Here is a 20,555-nt window from a genome sequence, read left to right on the forward strand (position 1 = left end):
TCCGGGGCTGAGCTAGAGCCGTTCCATACCTCTTGTCAGGAAAGGAACTCCCATGGCCCAGGTCATTCAACTCTTCCCCGTCACCTCCCGTCGTCTGCCGATCAAGGCGGTCACTGCGGCTGGCCTTCTGGTCGCCCTGCTGCTCTCTGCCACCCTGATGCCGCGCACGGAAATCGCGCCCGACATGGCCTGGCGCGGCAATTCCGGCTCCCTCGAAGCGCTGCGTTAAGCGAGCGTCTCTGCGAACTTCCGCAGCATGGCCGGGTAGAGCTTGTGCTCTTCCTTCAGGACGCGGGCGGCCAGCAGCTCCGGCGTATCACCGGGCTCGATCGGCACGCGCGCCTGACCGACGATAGGACCATCGTCAAGCTCGGCCGTCACCTCGTGCACGGTGCAGCCTGCCTCGGTCTCTCCGGCCTCAAGCGCGCGTGCATGGGTATGCAGGCCCTTGTACTTCGGCAGAAGAGAGGGGTGGATGTTCAGCATCCGCCCCTCGTAATGCCGGATGAACCCCGGCGTCAGGATCCGCATGAAACCTGCCAGGCACAGGATGTCCGGCTCGGCCGCGTCCAAGTGCCGGATCAGCTCCGCCTCGAAGGCAGGACGGTCCTTGCCGAAGGGGCGGTGATCCACGGCAAAGGTCTCCACCCCCATGGCGCGGGCCTTTGCGAGGCCACCGGCCGCAGGATCGTTTGACCCGACAAGAACGGCACGGGCGGGGTGATCTCCGGTCATGCTTTCCAGCAGGCGGACCATGTTGGATCCGCCGCCGGAAATCAGGATGGCAACTCGTTTCAACGTGCTCAGCCTTCCAGGGCCGGGTAGCGAATGCCCGTCTCTTCGGTCACGACACCGATGCGGGACACGGTTTCACCGGCGGCGGCGAGCAGTGCGATCAGGGCCTCGGCCTCCGCCTCTGCCACCACCAGCACCATGCCGATACCGTAGTTGAAGGTCTTCAGCATCTCGGCCTCGGCGATACCGCCCTGCGCCTGCAGCCACTTGAAGACGCCCGGCTTCTCCCAGGCGTTCAGGTCGACCTCTGCGCCAAGCCCTTCCAGCACCCGCGGCAGGTTCTCCGTCAGGCCGCCACCGGTGATATGGGCCAGGGCATGGACGCCACCGGCCCGCACGGCCTCGAGGCAGGACTTCACGTAGAGACGGGTCGGCGTCAGAAGCGCCTGCCCCAGCGAGCCTTGGTCCCAGGGACAATCCGCGTCCCAGCCAAGGCCGGACAGTTCGACCAGCTTGCGAACCAGCGAGTAGCCGTTGGAATGAACCCCGTCAGACGCCAGGCCGAGCAGGACATCCCCCGCCGCAACGCCCGCCGGCAGGTCGCTTCCGCGTTCCATCGCGCCGACGGCGAAGCCGGCAAGGTCGAAATCGCCCTTGGAATACATGCCCGGCATCTCTGCCGTTTCACCGCCGATCAGCGCGGTGCCGGAAGCGGCGCAGCCCTTGGCGATCCCCTCGATGATGACCGCAGCCTGGTCAAGCTCCAGCTTGCCGGTGGCGAAGTAGTCGAGGAACAGCAGCGGTTCCGCGCCCTGGCAGACGAGGTCATTGACGCACATCGCCACCAGGTCGATCCCGATGGTGTCGAAATGGCCCGTGTCGATCGCGATGCGCAGCTTGGTGCCCACCCCATCGGTTGCCGCCACCAGGATCGGATCGTCGTAACCTGCCGCTTTCAGGTCGAAAAGCGCGCCGAACCCGCCAAGGCCGGACATCGTCCCGGGCCGGTTTGTCGCCTTGGCCGCAGGCTTGATCCGATCGACCAGATCGTTACCGGCCTGGATATCCACACCTGCATCGGCATAGGTAATGCCGTTCTTGCCGTCGCTCATCGCCGCGCCCTCGAAAACACTGGAAAATTGCGCCGCTGACTAGCCGATTGCCCCCCATGGTGCAACGAGAAAGCGCTTCAAGCACCCAATGGAAGGCAAGAGCGCCGCGGTTTCGCCCCCTGCCCGCTTGACCCCCTCCGCCGCGCAGCCTATCGATGACCTCCGGAGGGCCTGTAGCTCAACGGTTAGAGCAGAGCGCTCATAACGCTTTGGTTGCGGGTTCAAATCCTGCCGGGCCTACCATCCCCCCTCCTTCTCCTTTTGTTTTCAGCTGCGATGTGGAGCACGCCGGAGCATGGCAGGCGGACCACGGTTTCAAGGGATTCTACGTCTCCAAAACGTAAGGCGGACTCACTCAGAACACTTGAACTCCCGGCAGGTGCCCTGACGCTTTCGCGACGGGCGGATCACGGACTGTCGCGGCGGTGCAAATCCGATCTCCCAACATAGAAGGACCTGCCATTCGGAGCGGAGAGCGAGCGGGAGTCGTGCTGCATCGGGGTATGCCGGAACCTGACGACCGGTCGACAGATCAGACGGCTTGACCAGCTAGAATGCTCCTAGTCCGGCATTGTTTCCAGGACCCCGCGTTCGAGCATGCGCCCTCGCATTTGGCGAAACGACGGCGTCATTTTCTGTCGACGCGAAGACCACTTGCGTGAACACATGTCATGATCTCGCCGAGCGCAGCCGGTCGATCAGAAGCCGGAGAGCCGAGGTGAGGTTCCGTCGCCCCATGTAGCACAGGTGGTATCCGTCGAAGGGCGGGCAGAATTCGGCGAGGACTCTCCGCACACGTCCGGTATCGAGGTCCGCGCGGACTTCCGGCAGCGGCAGGTAGCCGAAACCGTGACCCGCCCGAACCGCTTCCATCACGAGACCGGGATCATTGAGGATGAAGGGACCGGTCAGCTTTTTCACCACCTCGGTGCCTTCGATCTCGAACTCCCAGTCATAGACCGGCCCGTCGGAGCGGTGCCGCATCAGGATACAGTCATGCGCGTCAAGATCATCCGGGTGCCGCGGCGTGCCGCGCCGCGCGAGGTAGTCGACACTGGCGACCGCCGCCATTTCCAACCGAGGCCCGACAGGGATCGCGATCATGTCGGGGCTCAAATGCTCTCCGAGCCGGATTGCGCAGTCATAGCGATCCTCGGCCAGGTCGGAAAGGCGCCCCTCGCTGCTGATTTCGATACGCACGTCGGGATAGTCACGCACCAGTTGCGAGGCCACCGGCCAGAGGATGTCACGTGTCGCGGGCACGCTGGAGGTCACCCGCACCAGCCCCGAGGGACGCTCACCCAGGGTGCGGATCTCCTCAATCCGGTTGCCGAGCTTCTGGAAGCTGGGGCGCAGCGCCGCGAGCAGCTGTTCGCCCGCATCTGTTGGCGTCACCCTCCGCGCGTTGCGGTTGAGCAGCCGCACCCCGATCTTGTCTTCGAGCCGCCGTATGGTGTGGCTGACAGCGGATTGCGACACGCCGAGACGGTGCCCGGCCCGGGTAAAATTGCCTTCTTCGGTGACGGCAAGCAGGGTCGAAAGATCGCCGAGCAATTCACGGTCCACGTCGCGCTCCTTCCGTGTTTCGCAATGTTCTGGGGCAAGGCAAAGCGTGAGGCAAAGGAAAAGCGCCACTTAAGCATGAATTCAGGTCATGATGACGATAAGGCAGGGCCGCCTTATCCGGCCCCGGGGACAGCTCCAAATAGCAGGGCAGACACCATACCCGAACAGGAACTCCCGACATGACCACCCCGATCGCTCCCCAGAACCCCGCCCGTCGAGACTTGCTTATGGCTGCCGGAATGGGCGCCGCCGCGCTTGGCGGCGCGTCACTGACCGCCGAGGCCCTACTGGCGCAGGCCACCACCGACTGGGACAAGACCTTCCCGCAGAGCGAGCGCGTCAATCACCGCAAGGTCAGCTTCACCAACCGCTACGGCATTGCGCTGGTGGGCGACCTCTACCTGCCGAAAGATCGCGGCGACGGGCGGCTTGCCGCGCTTGCGGTGGCCGGCCCCTTCGGCGCCGTCAAGGAACAGGCCGCGGGCCTCTACGCGCAGGAGATGGCCGAACGTGGCTTTGCCGCCATGGCCTTCGACCCCTCCTATATCGGCGAAAGCGGCGGTGCGCCCCGCTACGTCGCCTCGCCCGACATCAACACCGAAGACTTCATGGCCGCGGTCGACTTCCTTGGCCTGCAGGACGTGGTGGACCGCGACCGCATCGGCATGATCGGCATCTGCGGCTTTGGCGGCATGGCGCTCAACGCGGCGGCCCCGGACAAGCGGGTCAAGGCGGTGGCGGTGACCTCGATGTACGACATGAGCCGGGTCAACGCGCGCGGGTATTTCGACGCGATGACGGAAGAGGATCGCGCCGAAGCACTGACCGCCATGAGCCTCCAACGCTGGGAAGACGCAGCCACGGACGAAGCGCCGAAGCTGGCCGGCGGTCTGCCCGACACGCTGGACGGCATCGATAACCCGGTGATCGCCATGTACCACGCCTATTACAAGACGGGGCGTGGCTATCACCCGCGCTCGCTCAATTCCAACGGCGGCTGGAACGTCACCTCGGCCATGTCCTTCATGAACATGCCGCAGCTGACCTACATCCACGAGATCTCGCCGCGGCCGGCCCTGATCATCGCAGGCTCCGAGGCCCATTCGCGCTACTTCAGCGAAGACGCCCATGCCGCGGCGCGCGACCCCAGGGAGCTGATGATCATCAACGGCGCGGATCACTGCGATCTCTACGACCGGAAGGACGTCATCCCCTTCGACCGGCTCCAGGCGTTCTTCGAAGATCATCTCGCGTAAGTCCCGGCCTGCCCCCGAGCGCGAGGCAGGTCACTTCGCACCACTCCCGATAATGGAGGCGGCAGGATGAAGCGCACCCTCACCGCACTTGCACTTGGCCTCGCCGCTCCCGCAGCCGTCGACCAGCAGACAACGCAGACCACACCGGTGGAGCGGGGTGGCCGGATCGACAGCCCAAGCCCCGCACCAACACGGCGCAGATCGCCAACGCCCAACCCAACAGATGCCCTTCCACCTGAACCGCGCGATGGACAACGGGCTGACGCAGGAAGAGGCAAGCGCGATGCTCTTGCTTCTTGCCCTCTATACGAGCTGGCCCAGGGTGTTCCCGGCGATGCCCGTGACGCGGCAGTTCTTGGAGAACCACGCAAACTGAAATCCTGCGGCGCGGCCCCGGCCCCGCCGCCTCACCAACGGAGACATTCCATGAAGATCATCCGAGCAGGCAGCACGCCCTCCACCCCCGGTCCCGAAGACTATTTCACCGGGACCGTGCGGATCGACCCCATGTTCCAGGCCGACGCCCCGGGCCGCACCAGCGGCGCCCATGTCACTTTCGAGCCCGGAGCCCGCACCGCTTGGCACACCCACCCTGCGGGACAGACCATCATCATCACTTTCGGCCGCGGCCGGGTGCAGCGCGAAGGCGGCCCGATCGAAGAAGTCACAACTGGCGACGTGGTCTTCTTCCCCGCCGAGGAGAAACACTGGCACGGTGCATCGCCCGAAACGGCCATGTCGCACATCGCCATTCAGGAGAGCATAGCCGGCACGCCAGTGACCTGGCTGGAGAAGGTCTCGGACACGGACTACACCGGGTGAAGGCAACCGCGCTGCCGCACATAGTGGCGGCAGCGCGGCGATGGCTCCACGGCCCAGCTCCAACGCTGCGGGACGTGGCCGTGAGCGATCGTATACTTTGGAACACCTGCGACGAACCTGTAGACACTTCGAACGCGGGTTCGCCAATGCTTCGGCTCGGCAACCGCGGCAAACGGCGGATCTTTGGAAGCCGCAACGCTATGCGACGGCGGCAAAGAGGGTGTCGGGAAGGGCCGAAACACCGGGAAGCCATGGCAGCAGAGAACCTGCAGGCATGCCTGTTTCTGCGAATTACTGCCGTCCAGAGGCTTCAGATCCTGTGACCGCTTTTCGCAAAACGGCCGACTGTACCAAGCGCCGAGAATGGCCGGACCCAGCCCGAACTGACTTCTGCTTTAGGCTACTTTTGTTGGCAACAGGGGCGTGAAAACAGGCTTTATGCATGGTCTCTAAGCCGATCTAACGCTCGCACCAAGACCCGTGCTTAATGCTGAAGACTAAATTAGCTTTGAAAAAATTTGATGCACTTCTTAAAGTACTTGGACCGAACAACATCCCTAATCGGAACGGTATATCCATCTGACTTGAGGAGGCAATAAACAGTTCCGTCAGGAGAAATCCCATCAAGGTACGCGAACTCTTCACCAAGTGTTCGCGACATGGAGCTAACCCACATCAGATCATCGCACGAACTATTACCACGGCAGAGTTTAATGACTGATTGAAGCCTAATATCCTCGGATAGGGTGGAGTAGACCGCCGCGCGTTCTAAATCACCGGATGCAGCAAGCTGAAACGCCATCCTACCCGAAGCCAAGTTGGCAGAATTGTAAATAGCAACAGGATCTCTTGAAATAGTCGCCAGCAGAAGTCCTACCAGGGAGCCGAGACCACTATTTGGAGACACCCGCCCCTCCATTCTTTCAAGGAGATGTCGCTCATTTAGTTCTGATTCAGATATAATAAAGTTCTCCGTTGCGTGACAGTCGGGGCCCGGAACTGACGCCTCCCCATTCAAGAGAGCTTCGTACTCCGAGCAGGGGGAAATTCTCTCAAAAACGCTTTCAGCGTTCCTAACATTCCCACCACGGCCATCCGCATTAGCCGTTGCCGCGACGTGGAGAAAAACAAATGTGACCCACACGCCAAAAAACCTCAAACACCTAATAGGTACTAAGCCAGAGAGATCTTTTGCGCTAAATGACAAGAACCTTCTCCTACAATATGCAGCAAAGAAATATGAGACTCGGCGAAGGATAGAGACTACAGTCGGCGCCCCCTAGCGTCAACTCTCACGCGTGCATTGAAAACCGAGGGAGCATGCAATGGATTAATATCTGTATCCAGGTCCTCACACGACATTTTCGCGCTCCCTCATGCAAGCCTAGTAAGCGAACTCAGAAGGCGGCTGCGACGTCAGCCGTAGAGGCATTAGACGAAAGCTCTCCAAAAATGGAGCGATGGGGCTAGCCTCGCAAGAACCACGGCTGAGAGACGCCCGCTTTCTGCGCATAGCAGTCATCCAGTGGCCCAGGCGTAGCTGTCAGCTACCGGCGCAAAGCGCCGCACACTTCTGTCAACAAAACGCTTGCTCGAGCAGGCGCAACTGGGCCGAAGACGAGGAGGCAAGCTCCTCGGGGTGCCATTGCACTGCAAGGACCCGCTGCGTGGCGTCTTCGATCCCTTCGATCAGGCCATCCAGCGTCGTCACGGACGCCTCGAAGTTCTTAGCCAGGCGCTCGATTCCTTGGCGGTGGATGCTGTTGACCCCGAAAGGATCGGGGCCAAAAATCTCCGCCAGCTGCCCGGAGCGCGCCTGCACCTGATGGGCGATACTGTCGCGCGGAAGGTCAGGCCGGTGCGTGTCCTGCCACGAGCTGGCCGCGAGATTCTGACATAGGGTGCCACCGAAATAGACGTTGAGGAACTGCATCCCACGACAGATCCCAAGGATCGGCAGCCCGCGCGCCAGCGCTTGGTCAGCCAGAGACCATTCCATGGCATCGCGCGGCTCATCCACCGCCTTGCGGATGGCTGGATCCAGTTCCTGCCCAAAACGGGAGGGATGCACGGCCGCACCCCCGGCGAAAACCACTCCGGAAACGTCCTCTTCCAGCAGAGAAGGCCCCTGCCCCGGCACCATCGGCTGCGGCGCGAAACCCGCCAGCTCCAGGGCCCGCACATAGGGGGCCACGGGCGTTACCTCGCCGACCGAGACCGCGATTTTTCTGCGCTCTGCCATCCGTTCCTGCCTTTCCGTGCCCCCAGGCACCTGCCTTCTCTCCATCGAGAACTTGAATGTGTTTCGCCCATCAAAACCGGCTCAAACCGACTGCGACACCCATAGTCGCGCTTGCAGCACAGCTTAAGCGGGTCAGAACTTCCTCGAGCGGTGATCTCGCAGGGCGCGTGAGAGCGCAATCATATTGAAGAAACTTATGGGAATAGTCGGTTCCTCAATAAGGTTTTCGCCTTCCCGGCCCGCCGCTAGAGCAAGAGCACGCCGGGCGGCAGCGCCCCCGGTCTCAGACGACCAAGGAGAGCCCCGTGCACGCAGACCCCCGTTTCCAAGCTGAGACCACCTGGCCTCCCGTCACGGTGACTTCCCCAGACCTGCCCCGGGTGCCGCTGATCGTCTCCTTCCCGCATAGCGGCGAAACCTACCCGCCCGACTTCGGCTTTCGGGCCGAGCTGACCAGGGAGCAGATCGACTACCCCACGGACAAATACGTGGATGAGCTTTTCTCGGCCGCCCGGGACCTCGGCCTGGCAACAGTGAAGGCCAACTTTCCCCGCACCTATGTCGACGTGAACCGGCATCAGCACGACATCAGCAGCGCCATGCTGGAAGATCCCGAGAGCTGGTATGGCCGCCTGCAACCCACTGCCGAGGCCTCCGGCTCGACCCTTTTCTGGGCACTGGCCAACGATGTGCCGATCTACGACCGCAAGCTGAGCCAGGCCGAGGCGAAGCGGCGCATCGCGCGCTATTTCGTTCCCTATCACCAGGCCCTGACCCAACTGATCGAGCAGACCAGGCAGACCTTCGGCGCGGTCTACCTGCTGGACTGCCATTCGATGATGCGCCGCGACAGTGCCGCCCGGGGCGGCGCCGAGCGACCCCAGGTGGACATCGGCACTCGTCATGGCCAGTCTTGCGCCCCGGAGATCGCCGATGCCCTCGCCGGCAGCTTCCGCGCCCATGACTACGACGTGGGCACCAACCGCCGCTTCGCCGGCGGCGAGATTACCCTGCGCTACGGCTGGCCCGAACTTGACCAGCACGCCCTCCAGGTCGAACTGCGGCGCGATCTCTACATGAACGAAACGACGCGAGAGCGGTCCCACCGCTTCGCCAAGATGCAGCAGCACTGCACAGAGGCCCTCAAGAGCCTGATGGGCGCCGTCGCCAGCCGTGAAGGCATTGACCTCGACGCCCAGATCCGCCCCTCCAACTGACATCCAACACAGAGACACAGAATGAAGACACGTCATATCGCCCCCCTTCTGCTGACCACCGCGCTTGCCGCCGCCCCCGCCGCGGCCGAGACCCTGCGCCTGGGCTATGCCACCGCCCCGGTCAGCGCCGATCCCTTCCCCTTCAGCGACACCCAAACCGCCAGCCTGGCGGAGCATGTCTTCGAGATGCTGGTCGACCTGGACACCCAGCCGCTGCTGGCTACGGAATGGGAATGGGAAAGTCCCACCACCTTCGTGATGAAACTGCGCGGAGGCGTGACCTTCTCCAACGGCGCGGCCTTCACCGCGCGTGATGTGGTCTTCAGCACCTGCCGAATGATGTACCGCGTCGATGGCCGCCCGAACGTGCTGACCTCGTCGCTGGGGCCGATCACCAATGTCGAACCCATCGACGACCTGACGGTGCGCTTCACCACGACCGCGCCCTACCCGATCCTGATCCAAAAACTGAAGTTCCTGAAGATCCTGTCGGCGGAAACCTACGGTGTGACCGATCCGATCGCCTACACCCGCGACGGCGACTGCGGCATCGCCGAACAGTACCCGACCCAGGCCGAGTTCGAACAGGGCGACGCCGCCATTGGCACGGGCCCCTATGTCTACGAAAGCTTCCAGCCCACCGGGGATGCCGACCTGGTCGCGAACCCGACCTACTGGGGCACGGCACCCGAATGGGACCGGGTCGAGGTGCGCTCGGTGCCGAATTCCGGCGCACGGACTGCGGGCCTGCTTGCAGGTGACTACGACGTGATCGACAAGCCCTCCGCCGAGGACCAGTCGGTCATCGCCGCGGACGAGGATTACACCGTGACCTCGACGCCCGGCCTGCAGACCATCTTCCTGGTGCTGGATACCAACCCCGAAGGCGCCGTGGGTGTCACTGCCGCCGATGGCTCGGCCCCGCTGTCCGACGTCCGCGTCCGTCGCGCGCTGTCCATGGCCATCGACCGTGACGCCATCGTGGATCGTCTGTTCCAGGGCAATGCGACAGCCGCCAACCAGTTTGCCCCCAGCTACCTGGCCGGCGCCGCACCCGACATGCCCGACCTGCCCTACGATCTGGATGCCGCCAAGGCACTGCTGGCCGAAGCAGGCTACGAGGACGGCTTCGCGATCCAGCTGTCGGCACCGAACGCGCGCTACGCCAACGGCACGACCGTCGCCCAGGCGATCACCCAGTACTGGACGCGCCTTGGCCTTGAGGTCACGCTGAACACCCAGCCCTGGGCCGGGTTCCGCAGCGAACGCGCCGACCACCAACTGGGCGCCTTCATGTACGGCTGGGGCCACCCACAGGGTCCGGGCCAGCTGATCTCCGGCGCCTTCGCTCAGCGGGACGCGGATCTGGGTCTCGGCTCGGCCAACTTCTCGTCCTATGACGATCCGGCGTTCGAGGAACCGATCCGCGCCTGGGCGGTCGAGACCGACCCCGCCGCCGCCGATGCACTGCTCGCGGAGGCCATGCAGGTGGCCATGGACCAGCTGCCGGGCATCCCGCTGTACTACAACCACGAGACCTGGGCACATCGCGCCGATCTCGAGGTGACCAACGGGACCGCCGGCCGGACGCTGGCCACCATGGTCCACTCGAAGTAATCAGCCCCGCCCTCGCCGATCCACACCGGCGGGGGCGGCCACAACGGAGCCCCGAATGCTGAACTACATCGCCCGGCGGATCGGACAGAGCATCGTGCTGCTGCTGATCATGTCCGTCCTCGTCTTCTTCGGCATGTATGTCGTGGGCGACCCGGTCGAGGTGCTCGCCTCGGACGATTTCAACCAGGCCGACCGCGAGGCGCTGGCCGGTGCCCTTGGTCTGGATCGCCCGTTGCCGCTGCAGTACCTGTCCTTCCTGGGCAATGTCGCGCAGGGCGATTTCGGGCAGTCCTTCGTCTACAACCGCCCCGTGATGGACCTGATCCTGGAACGCCTGCCCGCCACGATCGAAGTCGTGCTTCTGGCGATGACCATCGGCATCGTGCTGGGCGTGCCCCTGGGCATCTATTCGGGGCTGAGGCACCGTAGCCCGGCGACCAAGGCGATCAGTTTCGGCACCACCGTCGGCTATTCCATTCCCAATTTCTGGCAGGCGTTGCTGTTCATCCTGATCTTCGCGGTCTGGCTGCGCTGGCTGCCCGCCTCGGGGCGCGGCGACACGATCTCGCTTCTGGGGATCGACTGGTCGCTCTTCACCCGTGACGGTCTCAGCCACCTGCTCCTTCCAGCGCTGAACCTGTCGATTGCCATCATCTGCATGCAGACCCGTCTGACGCGGTCCGGCACGCAGGAGGTGATGCACCAGGACTTCATGATGTACGCCCGCGCCAAGGGCATCCCGCGCCGCCGCCTGATTGGCCGCCACCTGATGCGCAACATCCTGATCCCCATCGTCACAATCACCGGGCTGGAGTTCGGCACCCTGATCGCCTTCTCAACGGTGACCGAAACGATCTTCTCCTGGCCGGGCATCGGCAAGCTGCTGCTCGACTCGATCTACAATGCGGACCGGCCCGTGGTCGTCGCCTACATGATCCTGATCACGCTGATGTTCGTGATGATCAACCTGGCCGTCGACATCCTTTATGCGGTGCTCGATCCGCGCATCCGTCATTCCTGAGGCCCCAGATGCAAGACACCCTTCTCCGAGGCCTGCACCGCGCCCGCAAGACCTTCCGCCGCCGTTACCTGGCCCAGGCCGGGCTGGCCGGTCTGGTGGTGATCCTGGCGCTGGCGCTGCTGGCGCCCTGGATCGCGCCGCAGGATCCCTATGACCAGATGCAGCTGGACATCATGAACGGCCTGATGCCCCCGGGATCCGAGATGATGGACGGCAGCATCGCCCGTCTGGGCACCGACTCGCTGGGGCGCGACATCCTATCGGCCGTTCTGTACGGCAGCCGGACGTCGCTGCTGGTAGCCGTGGTCTCGGTCATCGCAGGCACCACGGCAGGCGTCCTGCTGGGGCTGCTGTCGGCGCTGAAGGGCGGCTGGGTCGATACCGTCATCATGCGCGCCGTCGACCTGACGGTCAGTTTCCCGGGCGTTCTGCTGGCCATCATGTTGCTGGCGATCTTCGGATCCGGCATCGACAAGGTTATCCTGGCCCTGTCCATCGGCATCTGGGCGCAGGCCGCGCGGCTCGTCCGCGCCGTGGGTCAGTCGGAAATGAAGCGCGACTACATCGCCGCTGCCCGCCTGGGCGGGGTGGCCGAATGGCGGATCCTGCTGCACTTCCTGCTGCCCAACTCCATCGCCCCCGTGCTGGTGCTGCTGCCCATGGCCTTTTCCGGCGCGGTGATCGCGGAATCCACCCTGTCCTTCCTGGGCGTCGGCGTGCCGATCACCCAGCCCTCGCTGGGCTTGCTGATCTCGAACGGCAACGACTACCTGCTGTCGGGAAAATGGTGGATCTCGATCGTGCCGGGTCTGGCGCTGCTGGCCATCGTGCTGTGCATCAACGTCGTGTCGGACCGGATCCGCGAACAGGCCAACCCCTATCTTCAAGGCAAGGAATGACCCGATGACCGCCCTGCTGGAAATCGACGATCTGACGATCCGCTACCGCCTGGCCGACGGAGAGAGCTTTACCGCGCTCAGCCATCATTCCCTGACCCTGGCGCGTGGCGAGGTGCTGGGCATTGTCGGCCAGAGCGGCGCCGGCAAGTCGACCGTCGGCAAGGCCATCCTGGACCTGCTGGAGGAAAACGCCCAGATTGCCACGGGCCGGATCCTGCTGGATGGCCAGGACATCCGCGCCATGAGCCGCAAGGCCCGCGAGGGCCTGCGTGGCGGCCGGATCGGCTATATCTACCAGAACCCGATGACGGCGCTGGACCCGGTGCTGACCATCGGCGAACAGCTTCTGGAATCGATCGAGGCCCACACCGGCAAGCGCGGAACGGCGGCCCGCGCCCATGCCATCGACCTGCTAAGCCAGGCCGAGGTGCCCGATCCCGAAAGCCGCCTGTCGAAATATCCTCACCAGCTTTCGGGCGGGCTTTGCCAGCGGATCGTCTTTGCCATAGCCATCTGTGCCCGCCCCGACCTGCTGATCGCAGACGAGCCAACGACGGCGCTGGATGTGACGGTGCAGAAGGCGGTGCTGGGTACGCTGGAAAAGCTGGCACGCAGCGAAGGCATCTCGATCCTGCTGATTACCCATGACATGGGCGTCGTGGGGCAGATGTGCGACCGGGTGCAGGTGCTGCGGCACGGAAAGCTGGTCGAGGAAGGTCCAACGCGACAGATCCTGACCTCACCCACCCAGCCCTACACGCAACAGCTGATCGCCGCGATCCCGCCAATGGACCGGCGGATCGCGCGCTTCGACGTGCTGGAAGAGCATAATGAGACCGAGGGACGGGCCCGTGGCATCGCATATCTGCGCGCTGGCATCGCCGACGCGCCTGCGGGCGGCGACGGCCCGCTGCTCTCTGTAGCCGGCCTTTCCAAGACCTATGCGCCCGACCGCGGCACCCCGGGCAGCACGCCCTTCCGCGCCCTTGCCGATGTCAGCTTCGAGGTCCGTGCGGGCGAGGTTCTGGGCATTGTCGGGGAAAGCGGTTCGGGCAAGTCGACCATCGGGCGCTGCATCCTGCGCTTGCAGCAGACTGACGCCGGTGCCCGCATAGCCTTTGCCGGCCGCGACATCGCCAGCTATCAGGACCGCGCGGGCCAGCGGGCGCTGACTGGCGCGCTGCAGTGCATCTTTCAGGACCCCTACTCCTCACTGAACCCGCGGATGTCAGCGGGCCGCAACATCACATATGCGCTGACTGCGCGCGGCGATCTGGAACGCACCGCGGCACGGCAACTGGCGGGCGACCTGATGGAGGTGGTCCGTTTGCCCCGCGCCGCCGCCGACAAGATGCCACACGCCTTCTCCGGCGGGGAACGCCAGCGCATAGGCATCGCCCGAGCCCTGGCCATGCGACCCCGGCTGATCTTCTGTGACGAGCCCACCTCGGCGCTGGACGTCACGGTGCAGGCGGAGGTGCTGAACCTTCTGAAGGACCTGCGCGAAACGCTGGGTCTGACCATGGTTTTCGTCAGCCACGATCTGGCGGTGGTGCGGCAGATGTGCGACCGTGTGCTGGTCATGAGGTCCGGTCAGGTGGTCGAGCAGGGATCGGTGGAGGAAGTTCTGGTAGCCCCCGCGCAGGACTATACGCGCGCGCTGCTGGCTTCGATCCCGAGCCTGCGGTCCCCCTGATCGCCCTCGCCCCGAAGCAAACGAACCGCGCCCAGTGCAACCTTCCGTGCAGTCCCGTAAGATCCGCCGCCTGAAATACATCGAGGCCTTCACCGCAGTGATGCGTAGCGGCTCGATCTCGGCTGCCGCGCGCCAGATGGGCATGTCCCAACCCGCCGTCAGCCAGTTGATCGCCAATTTCGAAGAAGCGATAGGAGCGCCCCTCTTCGTGCGCCGCAACGGGGCGATCTACCCCACCAGCCGGGCCGAGAGCCTTCTGGATGACGCCCTCGACCTGCTCAGCCTCATCGACCGCATGGAAATGCGCATGGCACTCAAGACCGACCGCCCCCTGTCGCACCTTCGGATCTCGGCCACGCTGTCCTTCATCAGCGAGGTGTTGCCCCTGGTCATCGCCGAGTTGCGTGCCGCCGAACCCGGGCTCAGCTGCTCCGTCGCCTCCCACGCGGTGGACGAGATGACCCAGGCCGTGGCCGAGGGGCAGATCGACTTTGCCTTCCACACCCGGCCGCTGGAACACCCGGGCATCATCAACATCCGCCAAAGCGACCAGCCTCAGGTCTGCATCCTGCGCGCCGACCATCCTCTGGCCGCCAAACCCAGACTGCAGGTTGGTGATCTGGGCGGCAATGCCTTCATCATGCCCTCCCGCCGCGATCCCTATTACGGCTACTACCGCGAGCTGTTCGCGCGCCACCGGGTCAACTACTCCGTCGCGCTGCAGGCGCCCTTCGCCAGTTTCGCCATCGAGATGGCCGGTGTCCTGAACGCGCTGTCCTTCAACAGCGCCCTGATGGCGGCTCTGGCATGCGACAGGAACCCCGAACTGACCTGGCGCCCAGTCGATGGCCTGGATGCCCACACCAGCTACTACCTTTCCTTTTCTTCGCTAATGAACGGAACACCGACCCAAGCCCTTCTTCAGAAATGCTTTGGAGCTGTCCTGGACCGCGTCCGACCCGCAACGGCCAACACCTAGTCCCTCGACATTATTCGAAGGTGGGCTTTTTTCTCCAATTAGCCGAGCATGAAAGCGGCGGTCCCCTCACCGGCAGTGAGGATTTTGCTCTGATTTTCGGATTTCCCCCCGGGGAGGCCTGACACCCGCCAAAGCCCGTAGCTACTGTTCCTGTCAGGCGTAGCAAAGGCTCACTTTCGGCCCTGGGCGGGCTTTCCCCAGCAGGATCAACGCTTCGGTGCAGCTGCCCCGAACCGATCATTCGGGGCATCATGCATCACTGCCTGGCACACCAGGGTCGACACTGCGGACAGCCGACATGTTTCAGAGGCTACGGAGAACAGCCACGTCCTGCCGTGCTCGAAAACATGCCGGTGGCTCACACGGCGCAACGAGCGCGTCGGCGCGATCAAAGCCCTCGCCGCGGCCAGTCGATGGCAACCACCCGCCCCGTGACACCGCCGTCGCTTTGCTCTGTCTCGTTCCCCGTGACATAGACCCTGCGCTTGTCCGGCCCGCCAAAGACCAGATTGGTCGGCGAAATACCATCCACCTGAACCGCGTCCAGGCGTTCGCCCGCAGGCGACATCACGACCAGCCCGGCCGCCCAGGTGGCTACAACGATATTGCCGTTCGCTTCGACCTTGAACCCATCCGGTCCGGCCTCCGCATCGACGACCCCAAGCTCGATGACATCGGCAGCCCCGCTCTCCGTCACGGCCCAGCGTCCCTGACCTGACAGGACAAGCGATGAGATGGCATGACCATTGACGAAATAAAGCGTGGCCCCGTCCGGCGAAAGGCCGATGCCATTGGCGCCCTCAATGTTCTCGGCAACCAGACGAATGTCGCTGCCATCCGGCTTGGCCCAGTAGACCTTGCTGTCCGACATGTCGGTGAACCAGATGTCGCCATACTGATCGAAGATCAGATCGTTCGGCCCCTGCAAATGCTGCCCATCCGCATGGTCATAGAGGGTTTCGACCGTCCCCGCAGCAAGATCGACCCGCACGAGCGCGCCGGCATCCACCGCCCCCGGCCCGCCCCCGATGCAGGTGACATAAAGCTTGCCGTCCGGCCCGAGAGCGGAGCCCGCAGGACCGTTGGGGATCTCGGCAATCGTCGCGGTGGTGCCGTCCAGTCCGACACGGGTCACCCGGTTGCCCATGATCTCGCAAATCGCAAGGCTGCCATCGGGCAGCACGCTCGGCCCTTCGGGAAAGGTCAGCCCACCGGCAATCACCGTTTCGGCAGGGGTTTTCGCAGTCAGCCGGGCGGGCCAGCCAAAGGCAGGAAGGCTCAGGGCCGCGCCAAGGCCCGCCAGGACGGAACGACGGGTCAGCGCGGCGTTTGAAAACAGATCAGACATGGCGCGCGACTCCCTTGGCATCCCATGGGTAGGCGTTCAGATCCCCGATCCCATCACCGGTCATTTCCACCACATAAAGCGTCTCAAGATTCGTCCCGCCAAACACCATGTTCACGATCCGGCGCCCGTCAAAGCCGATCACCTCGGCCCCTGTGCCATCGGCGGCCACGCGGTAAATTCCATCGTTTCCAACGGCCAGGATGATCCGGCCATCGGCCTGAACCTTCATCCCATCGCCATGCATCTCCCCCAGATCGCTGACCATGCGACGTTCGCCCAGCACGCCCGCCCCCGTGACGGGATAAGCGACAAGTTCACTGCCGTCGGTCACGTAAAGCTCAGCGCCATCGGGGGACAGCGCGATGCCATTCACCCCCTCCAGCCCCTCGGCCACGACGGTCACGGCGCTTTGTTCCGGATCGACGTAGAGGATGTTGCCCGCCACCGCATCGGTGAACCACGCGGCGCCGGCCTCGTCCACGGTCAGATCGTTCGGGCCCTGGATGGGGCTGCCATCACTTTCATCGAAGAGCACGTTCGCCTCGCCCGTCGTCAGGTCGATCAGCGCGATTTGCCCCGTGTCGCCCTCTTCCGCGGCGTCCATGCCATGGCTGGCCAGAAAGGCGCCCATGTTCATCCGCGCCACAAGCATCCTGTTCGGGGAAATCAGCGCCGTTCCGGCCAATCCCCGGCCAAGGGAGGCAAGCGTCTCGGGGCTCTCAGGCGCATCTGGCACCGATCGCAAGACCAGCCCGTCACCGAAAGACACAGCCGCGACGCGCCCGTCGGCAAACCATGTCGGACCCTCGGGGCTGGTAATAGTGCTGAGCAACACGCCGCTTGGCGCCGGAGCGTCGGCAAAGGCTTTGCGCCCGACAAACCCGGTCAGAGACACGGCGCCCACAAGCGTGAGAAGATGTCTCCGGTTCAAGTTAAGGTGCTGATGATGCACGACACTCTCCTGATATTTCGGTATGAATTCAAATGATCCGCATGTGTTCCCACACCGGCGCGTCTCACCTTTGACATTAACGGTAATATAGATTACCCAAACTATTGCCAGCCCCGATGGCGGGTTTGTGAGGACAGGCTGTGACGGACCATACCCATGCCGCCTTGACGACCGGGTTACCAAGCCCGCGGCGCAACGGGCGACCCAAGACCGAAACTGATACGAACAAGCGCCAGAAAATCGTCGATGTGACCTGCGCGCTGTTTCTCGATCAGGGCTACCAGGGTGTGACCATGGCCGAGGTGGCCGCGACCGCACATGTGTCGCTCAGCACCGTCTACCGGCTGTTCCCGAACAAGCTTCAGCTGTTCGTAGCGATCGTCGAAAAGCACCGACAAAGCATGGTGGCCCTGCCGGGCGACTATGACGACTTGCCTGTCAACGCGGCGCTGGAGCGGATTTTCAGGGTCGATCTGGACGAAGCAACCGAACGCTGGCGGGCCGATCTCGTGATGCGCGTCATGGCTGAGGCGGAACGCTTCCCGGAGTTGAGGACGGTTTTCCTTGGCAAGGGGCCGGATCAGTCCCGCAGTTTGCTGGCAGACTGGCTGAAGGCCCAGCATGAGGCGGGGCGCATTCATGCGCCCGATGCCCATGCCGCGAGCAGGATGCTCATGGATGTCGCCTTCGGCATGTCGATCCGGCAGGTCAATGGTGACCCGGACAGTCCGAGCGGCGCGGCACGGACAGCCTATCTGAAAACCTGTTTTGAAATGGTTGCCAAAGGGCTGGCCCCGCGAAAAGAACATGATGGTGATGAGTGATGCGACGGGGGGGGGTGACACGGTGGCGGAACAGGCCCCCGCAGGGCGCAGCTCGCCACGGTTGCGAGCCCGTCTCTGGGAACATCATTGGATTTTTGCGATCCTGCTGATCTGTCAGCTGGGGCAGGTTTCGGCCTCTCTTGTGCTGCCGGGTTCAACGCCGATGGGATCGACGAAGGGATTCCTGCCGAGCCAACGGACTTGATCCTGCAGTTCGGCGGGTGATCTGGCCGGCCTCTCTGGCGCTACTTCTACCGACCAATACTGGCAGGCCCTCTCGGACTACGTGGTGAACAGGCGTCTCTCCACCCTCTGACATTGCCCCCGTCCTGTTGCCCCCGCGAGTGATCGGGGGAGGTACCTTTTTGTCGGCAGTATTCTGTTCGGTGTGTCAGCTGTCGGCCGAGGCTCGCCGGATGACCAGTCCCCGCCCTTTGGGTCGGAGACTGCCGCCACGTCGCGCCTGGCAAGACCGGCGACGAGACGGGCGGAGAACCACCATTCTCTGCGCTGCGCATAAGCGTCCAGCAGGCGTCGGGAGCGGACGCACGGATGAACTTGTTGCTGTAATCGACCGCAAGGTTGCCTGCCCCCCTTTATTCACAGACATCAGCTTCAATCGCGGCCTTTCCGGGGACTGAGCAGCAGTCAATTATGGGATAGTGGATTTAAATTTAATGCCCTGGCTCTCAATCGGCGCTTTCGGCTAGGCCGATATTGCCGCGCACGCCCATGTCCACCTGATGAATTGTGCCCGCCGCGACAGTCTTCTGGCTGGCAGGCAACAGTTGCAGGACGGGTGCCAAACCTTGCAGTACCACAGGAACCGGACCTGCTACATTGTTCCCTGACACTATCCCGAAAACCTGCCCAGACTGCGGGCCGAGGGGTGGCTGTCCCTCGCCCCCTCCCCGTTCGGGGCCTGATCCGGGAAGCGGTCGGTCGTATGATTTCATTAAGGAAAGACGGCTTCTTTTGAACGGGCCTAAGCTTCTGGCAAGGAATTCGTGCCAAGCCTCCTTGCGATGCTCTTGTCGGAAGGACCCTGCAATGATGAAGCACGTACTCGGCGTGGCCTCTCTGCTCGCCGTCGCTGCCCTGTCCCCTGCCCATGCGGAACAGGGAATTACGGACACAACCGTCACATTCGCCCAGGTCGCCGCCTTCGACGGCCCCGCCGCCGCACTCGGCACCGGGATGCGCCAGGGGATCGAGGCCGCCTTCGAGGAGGCGAACCGGAATGGCGGCGTGAACGGACGGATGATCGCGCTCGACACCTATGACGACGGCTACGAGCCTGACCGCTCGATGACCGTGGTCCGCGAGGTGATCGAGGACAACGCCCATATCGGCCTCATCGGCCCCGTCGGCACGCCCACCTCGCAGGCGACGCAGCCCCTTGCGACGGCCGCCAACCTGCCCTTCATCGGTCCCTTCACCGGCGCCGGCTTTCTGCGCGACCCGGCGCTGAAGAACGTAGTTAACATCCGGGCGACCTATGGTGCGGAAACCGCGGTCTGGATTGACCACCTTGTCGATGATCTGGGCCTGGAACGGATCGCGATCCTCTACCAGGATGACGGCTTCGGCCGTGTCGGCCTGGACGGCGTGACCGCCGCGATGGAAAGCCACGGAATGGAATTGGTGGCTCAGGGCACCTACACCCGCAATACCGTCGCCGTGAAGTCCGCCCTGCTGGCTATCCGCAAGGCCGATCCCCAGGCCGTGGTCATGGTCGGCGCCTACAAGCCGATCGCCGAATTCATCCGTCTGGCGCACAAGATGAAAATGTCGCCGGTCTTCGTGAACATCTCTTTCGTGGGCTCCGATGCCCTGGCCGCCGAACTTGGCCCAGAGGGTGAGGGTGTCATCATCAGCCAGGTCGTGCCCTTCCCCTGGGATGACGGCATTCCCCTCGTCGCCACCTATCACGCCGCGCTGACCGCCGCCGATCCGGATGCCAAGCCCGGTTTCGTCTCCCTGGAAGGCTACGTCACCGGCCGCGTCGCCATTGCCGCGCTTGAAGCCGCAGGCACAGATCTGACCCGCGAAAGCTATCTCGCGGCGCTGCAGGGGCTTGGCACCCTCGATCTGGGCGGGTTCATCCTCACCTACGGGGCGAATGACAACCAGGGGTCGGACGTCGTCTTTCTGACCCAGATCCAGCCCGACGGCAGCTTCATGCCCGTGCCCTTCGGTCAGGGCGGCTGAGGCCGCGCCCCGGGACACCCCCACGCCGCTCATGGAACAAGGGCGCCGGCTCTTGGGG

Annotated in this window: 19 protein-coding genes and 1 tRNA gene; 13 read left to right on the top strand and 7 right to left on the bottom strand. The window is 63.7% G+C overall.

Annotation, left to right across the window (positions count from 1 at the left end):
* The first annotated feature begins 52 nt into the window (after positions 1-52).
* Complete coding sequence (locus tag AC2IR1_RS12910) at positions 53-229, top strand: hypothetical protein (RefSeq protein WP_486472377.1); 177 nt, start codon at positions 53-55, stop codon at positions 227-229.
* Here the strand turns inward: AC2IR1_RS12910 and purN are convergent.
* Both purN and purM read right to left on the bottom strand, forming a co-directional pair.
* Entirely contained in the window at positions 226-798 is a 573-nt protein-coding gene (purN, locus tag AC2IR1_RS12915; RefSeq protein WP_486472378.1) for a phosphoribosylglycinamide formyltransferase, read from the bottom strand. The two genes, AC2IR1_RS12910 and purN, sit on opposite strands and share 4 nt — an antisense overlap.
* A 5-nt stretch (positions 799-803) precedes the next feature.
* Positions 804-1,847, bottom strand: a complete 1,044-nt coding sequence (gene purM, locus AC2IR1_RS12920; protein ID WP_486472379.1) for a phosphoribosylformylglycinamidine cyclo-ligase — start codon at positions 1,845-1,847, stop codon at positions 804-806.
* A gap of 167 nt (positions 1,848-2,014) precedes the next feature.
* On the opposite strand from purM, the gene AC2IR1_RS12925 reads away from it, so the two are divergent.
* Positions 2,015-2,090: transfer RNA gene (locus tag AC2IR1_RS12925), tRNA-Ile, on the top strand.
* Between the two features lie 426 nt (positions 2,091-2,516).
* On the opposite strand, the gene AC2IR1_RS12930 is transcribed toward AC2IR1_RS12925, so the two are convergent.
* Positions 2,517-3,413 (bottom strand): LysR family transcriptional regulator, encoded by an 897-nt coding sequence (locus AC2IR1_RS12930; RefSeq protein ID WP_486472380.1) that lies wholly within the window; start codon positions 3,411-3,413, stop codon positions 2,517-2,519.
* A 179-nt stretch (positions 3,414-3,592) separates the two neighbouring features.
* On the opposite strand from AC2IR1_RS12930, the gene AC2IR1_RS12935 reads away from it, so the two are divergent.
* The 3 genes from AC2IR1_RS12935 to AC2IR1_RS12945 all read left to right on the top strand — a co-directional run bounded on the left by AC2IR1_RS12935 (position 3,593) and on the right by AC2IR1_RS12945 (position 5,491).
* Complete coding sequence (locus AC2IR1_RS12935; protein ID WP_486472381.1) at positions 3,593-4,669, top strand: alpha/beta hydrolase; 1,077 nt, start codon at positions 3,593-3,595, stop codon at positions 4,667-4,669.
* A 223-nt stretch (positions 4,670-4,892) separates the two neighbouring features.
* Entirely contained in the window at positions 4,893-5,045 is a 153-nt protein-coding gene (locus AC2IR1_RS12940; protein WP_486472382.1) for a carboxymuconolactone decarboxylase family protein, read from the top strand.
* Positions 5,046-5,095: 50 nt separating this feature from the next.
* A complete protein-coding gene (locus tag AC2IR1_RS12945) occupies positions 5,096-5,491 on the top strand; it encodes a (R)-mandelonitrile lyase (RefSeq protein WP_486472383.1) in 396 nt (131 codons plus the stop codon).
* 502 nt (positions 5,492-5,993) lie between these two features.
* Here AC2IR1_RS12945 and AC2IR1_RS12950 read toward each other — a convergent pair.
* Positions 5,994-6,698: a hypothetical protein gene (locus AC2IR1_RS12950; RefSeq protein ID WP_486472384.1), complete on the bottom strand. Its 705-nt coding sequence runs from the start codon at positions 6,696-6,698 to the stop codon at positions 5,994-5,996.
* Positions 6,699-7,067: 369 nt separating this feature from the next.
* Positions 7,068-7,733, bottom strand: a complete 666-nt coding sequence (locus AC2IR1_RS12955) for a gamma-glutamyl-gamma-aminobutyrate hydrolase family protein (protein WP_486472385.1) — start codon at positions 7,731-7,733, stop codon at positions 7,068-7,070.
* Between the two features lie 305 nt (positions 7,734-8,038).
* On the opposite strand from AC2IR1_RS12955, the gene AC2IR1_RS12960 reads away from it, so the two are divergent.
* The 6 genes from AC2IR1_RS12960 to AC2IR1_RS12985 are packed head-to-tail and all read left to right on the top strand — an operon-like array spanning position 8,039 to position 15,162.
* Complete coding sequence (locus tag AC2IR1_RS12960) at positions 8,039-8,950, top strand: N-formylglutamate amidohydrolase (RefSeq protein WP_486472386.1); 912 nt, start codon at positions 8,039-8,041, stop codon at positions 8,948-8,950.
* A gap of 21 nt (positions 8,951-8,971) precedes the next feature.
* Positions 8,972-10,567 carry an ABC transporter substrate-binding protein gene (locus tag AC2IR1_RS12965; protein ID WP_486472387.1) on the top strand — a complete coding sequence of 532 codons (1,596 nt, stop codon included), beginning with the start codon at positions 8,972-8,974 and terminating at the stop codon, positions 10,565-10,567.
* Positions 10,568-10,622: 55 nt separating this feature from the next.
* Positions 10,623-11,588 (top strand): ABC transporter permease, encoded by a 966-nt coding sequence (locus AC2IR1_RS12970; RefSeq protein ID WP_486472388.1) that lies wholly within the window; start codon positions 10,623-10,625, stop codon positions 11,586-11,588.
* Between the two features lie 8 nt (positions 11,589-11,596).
* Positions 11,597-12,487: an ABC transporter permease gene (locus AC2IR1_RS12975; protein ID WP_486472389.1), complete on the top strand. Its 891-nt coding sequence runs from the start codon at positions 11,597-11,599 to the stop codon at positions 12,485-12,487.
* 4 nt (positions 12,488-12,491) lie between these two features.
* Positions 12,492-14,183 (top strand): dipeptide ABC transporter ATP-binding protein, encoded by a 1,692-nt coding sequence (locus AC2IR1_RS12980; protein ID WP_486472390.1) that lies wholly within the window; start codon positions 12,492-12,494, stop codon positions 14,181-14,183.
* 46 nt (positions 14,184-14,229) lie between these two features.
* A complete protein-coding gene (locus AC2IR1_RS12985) occupies positions 14,230-15,162 on the top strand; it encodes a LysR family transcriptional regulator (protein WP_486472391.1) in 933 nt (310 codons plus the stop codon).
* A 388-nt stretch (positions 15,163-15,550) separates the two neighbouring features.
* On the opposite strand, the gene AC2IR1_RS12990 is transcribed toward AC2IR1_RS12985, so the two are convergent.
* Positions 15,551-16,510, bottom strand: a complete 960-nt coding sequence (locus AC2IR1_RS12990) for an SMP-30/gluconolactonase/LRE family protein (RefSeq protein WP_486472392.1) — start codon at positions 16,508-16,510, stop codon at positions 15,551-15,553.
* Positions 16,503-17,342 (bottom strand): SMP-30/gluconolactonase/LRE family protein, encoded by an 840-nt coding sequence (locus tag AC2IR1_RS12995; protein ID WP_486472393.1) that lies wholly within the window; start codon positions 17,340-17,342, stop codon positions 16,503-16,505. The genes AC2IR1_RS12990 and AC2IR1_RS12995 overlap by 8 nt, the downstream gene beginning before the upstream one ends.
* A 260-nt stretch (positions 17,343-17,602) precedes the next feature.
* Between AC2IR1_RS12995 and AC2IR1_RS13000 the strand changes: the two genes are divergently transcribed.
* Together AC2IR1_RS13000 and AC2IR1_RS13005 are read left to right on the top strand one after the other, a co-directional pair.
* The gene (locus AC2IR1_RS13000) at positions 17,603-18,286 is read left to right on the top strand and encodes a TetR/AcrR family transcriptional regulator (RefSeq protein WP_486472394.1); all 684 of its coding nucleotides are present in this window, start codon (positions 17,603-17,605) and stop codon (positions 18,284-18,286) included.
* A 1,050-nt stretch (positions 18,287-19,336) separates the two neighbouring features.
* Positions 19,337-20,497, top strand: coding sequence for an ABC transporter substrate-binding protein (locus AC2IR1_RS13005; protein ID WP_486472395.1), 1,161 nt, complete (start codon positions 19,337-19,339; stop codon positions 20,495-20,497).
* Positions 20,498-20,555 lie beyond the last annotated feature (58 nt).

This window comes from Pseudooceanicola sp. NS-SX8 (assembly GCF_057380755.1).

Coding starts and splice junctions, on each gene's coding strand:
- AC2IR1_RS12970 (WP_486472388.1), top strand. CDS start 10,623: ATGCTGAACTACATCGCCCGGCGGATCGGACAGAGCATCGTGCTGCTG.
- AC2IR1_RS12975 (WP_486472389.1), top strand. CDS start 11,597: ATGCAAGACACCCTTCTCCGAGGCCTGCACCGCGCCCGCAAGACCTTC.
- AC2IR1_RS12980 (WP_486472390.1), top strand. CDS start 12,492: ATGACCGCCCTGCTGGAAATCGACGATCTGACGATCCGCTACCGCCTG.
- AC2IR1_RS12910 (WP_486472377.1), top strand. CDS start 53: ATGGCCCAGGTCATTCAACTCTTCCCCGTCACCTCCCGTCGTCTGCCG.
- AC2IR1_RS13005 (WP_486472395.1), top strand. CDS start 19,337: ATGATGAAGCACGTACTCGGCGTGGCCTCTCTGCTCGCCGTCGCTGCC.
- AC2IR1_RS12990 (WP_486472392.1), bottom strand. CDS start 16,510: ATGTCTGATCTGTTTTCAAACGCCGCGCTGACCCGTCGTTCCGTCCTG.
- AC2IR1_RS12945 (WP_486472383.1), top strand. CDS start 5,096: ATGAAGATCATCCGAGCAGGCAGCACGCCCTCCACCCCCGGTCCCGAA.
- AC2IR1_RS12935 (WP_486472381.1), top strand. CDS start 3,593: ATGACCACCCCGATCGCTCCCCAGAACCCCGCCCGTCGAGACTTGCTT.
- AC2IR1_RS12955 (WP_486472385.1), bottom strand. CDS start 7,733: ATGGCAGAGCGCAGAAAAATCGCGGTCTCGGTCGGCGAGGTAACGCCC.
- AC2IR1_RS12940 (WP_486472382.1), top strand. CDS start 4,893: ATGCCCTTCCACCTGAACCGCGCGATGGACAACGGGCTGACGCAGGAA.
- purM (WP_486472379.1), bottom strand. CDS start 1,847: ATGAGCGACGGCAAGAACGGCATTACCTATGCCGATGCAGGTGTGGAT.
- AC2IR1_RS12965 (WP_486472387.1), top strand. CDS start 8,972: ATGAAGACACGTCATATCGCCCCCCTTCTGCTGACCACCGCGCTTGCC.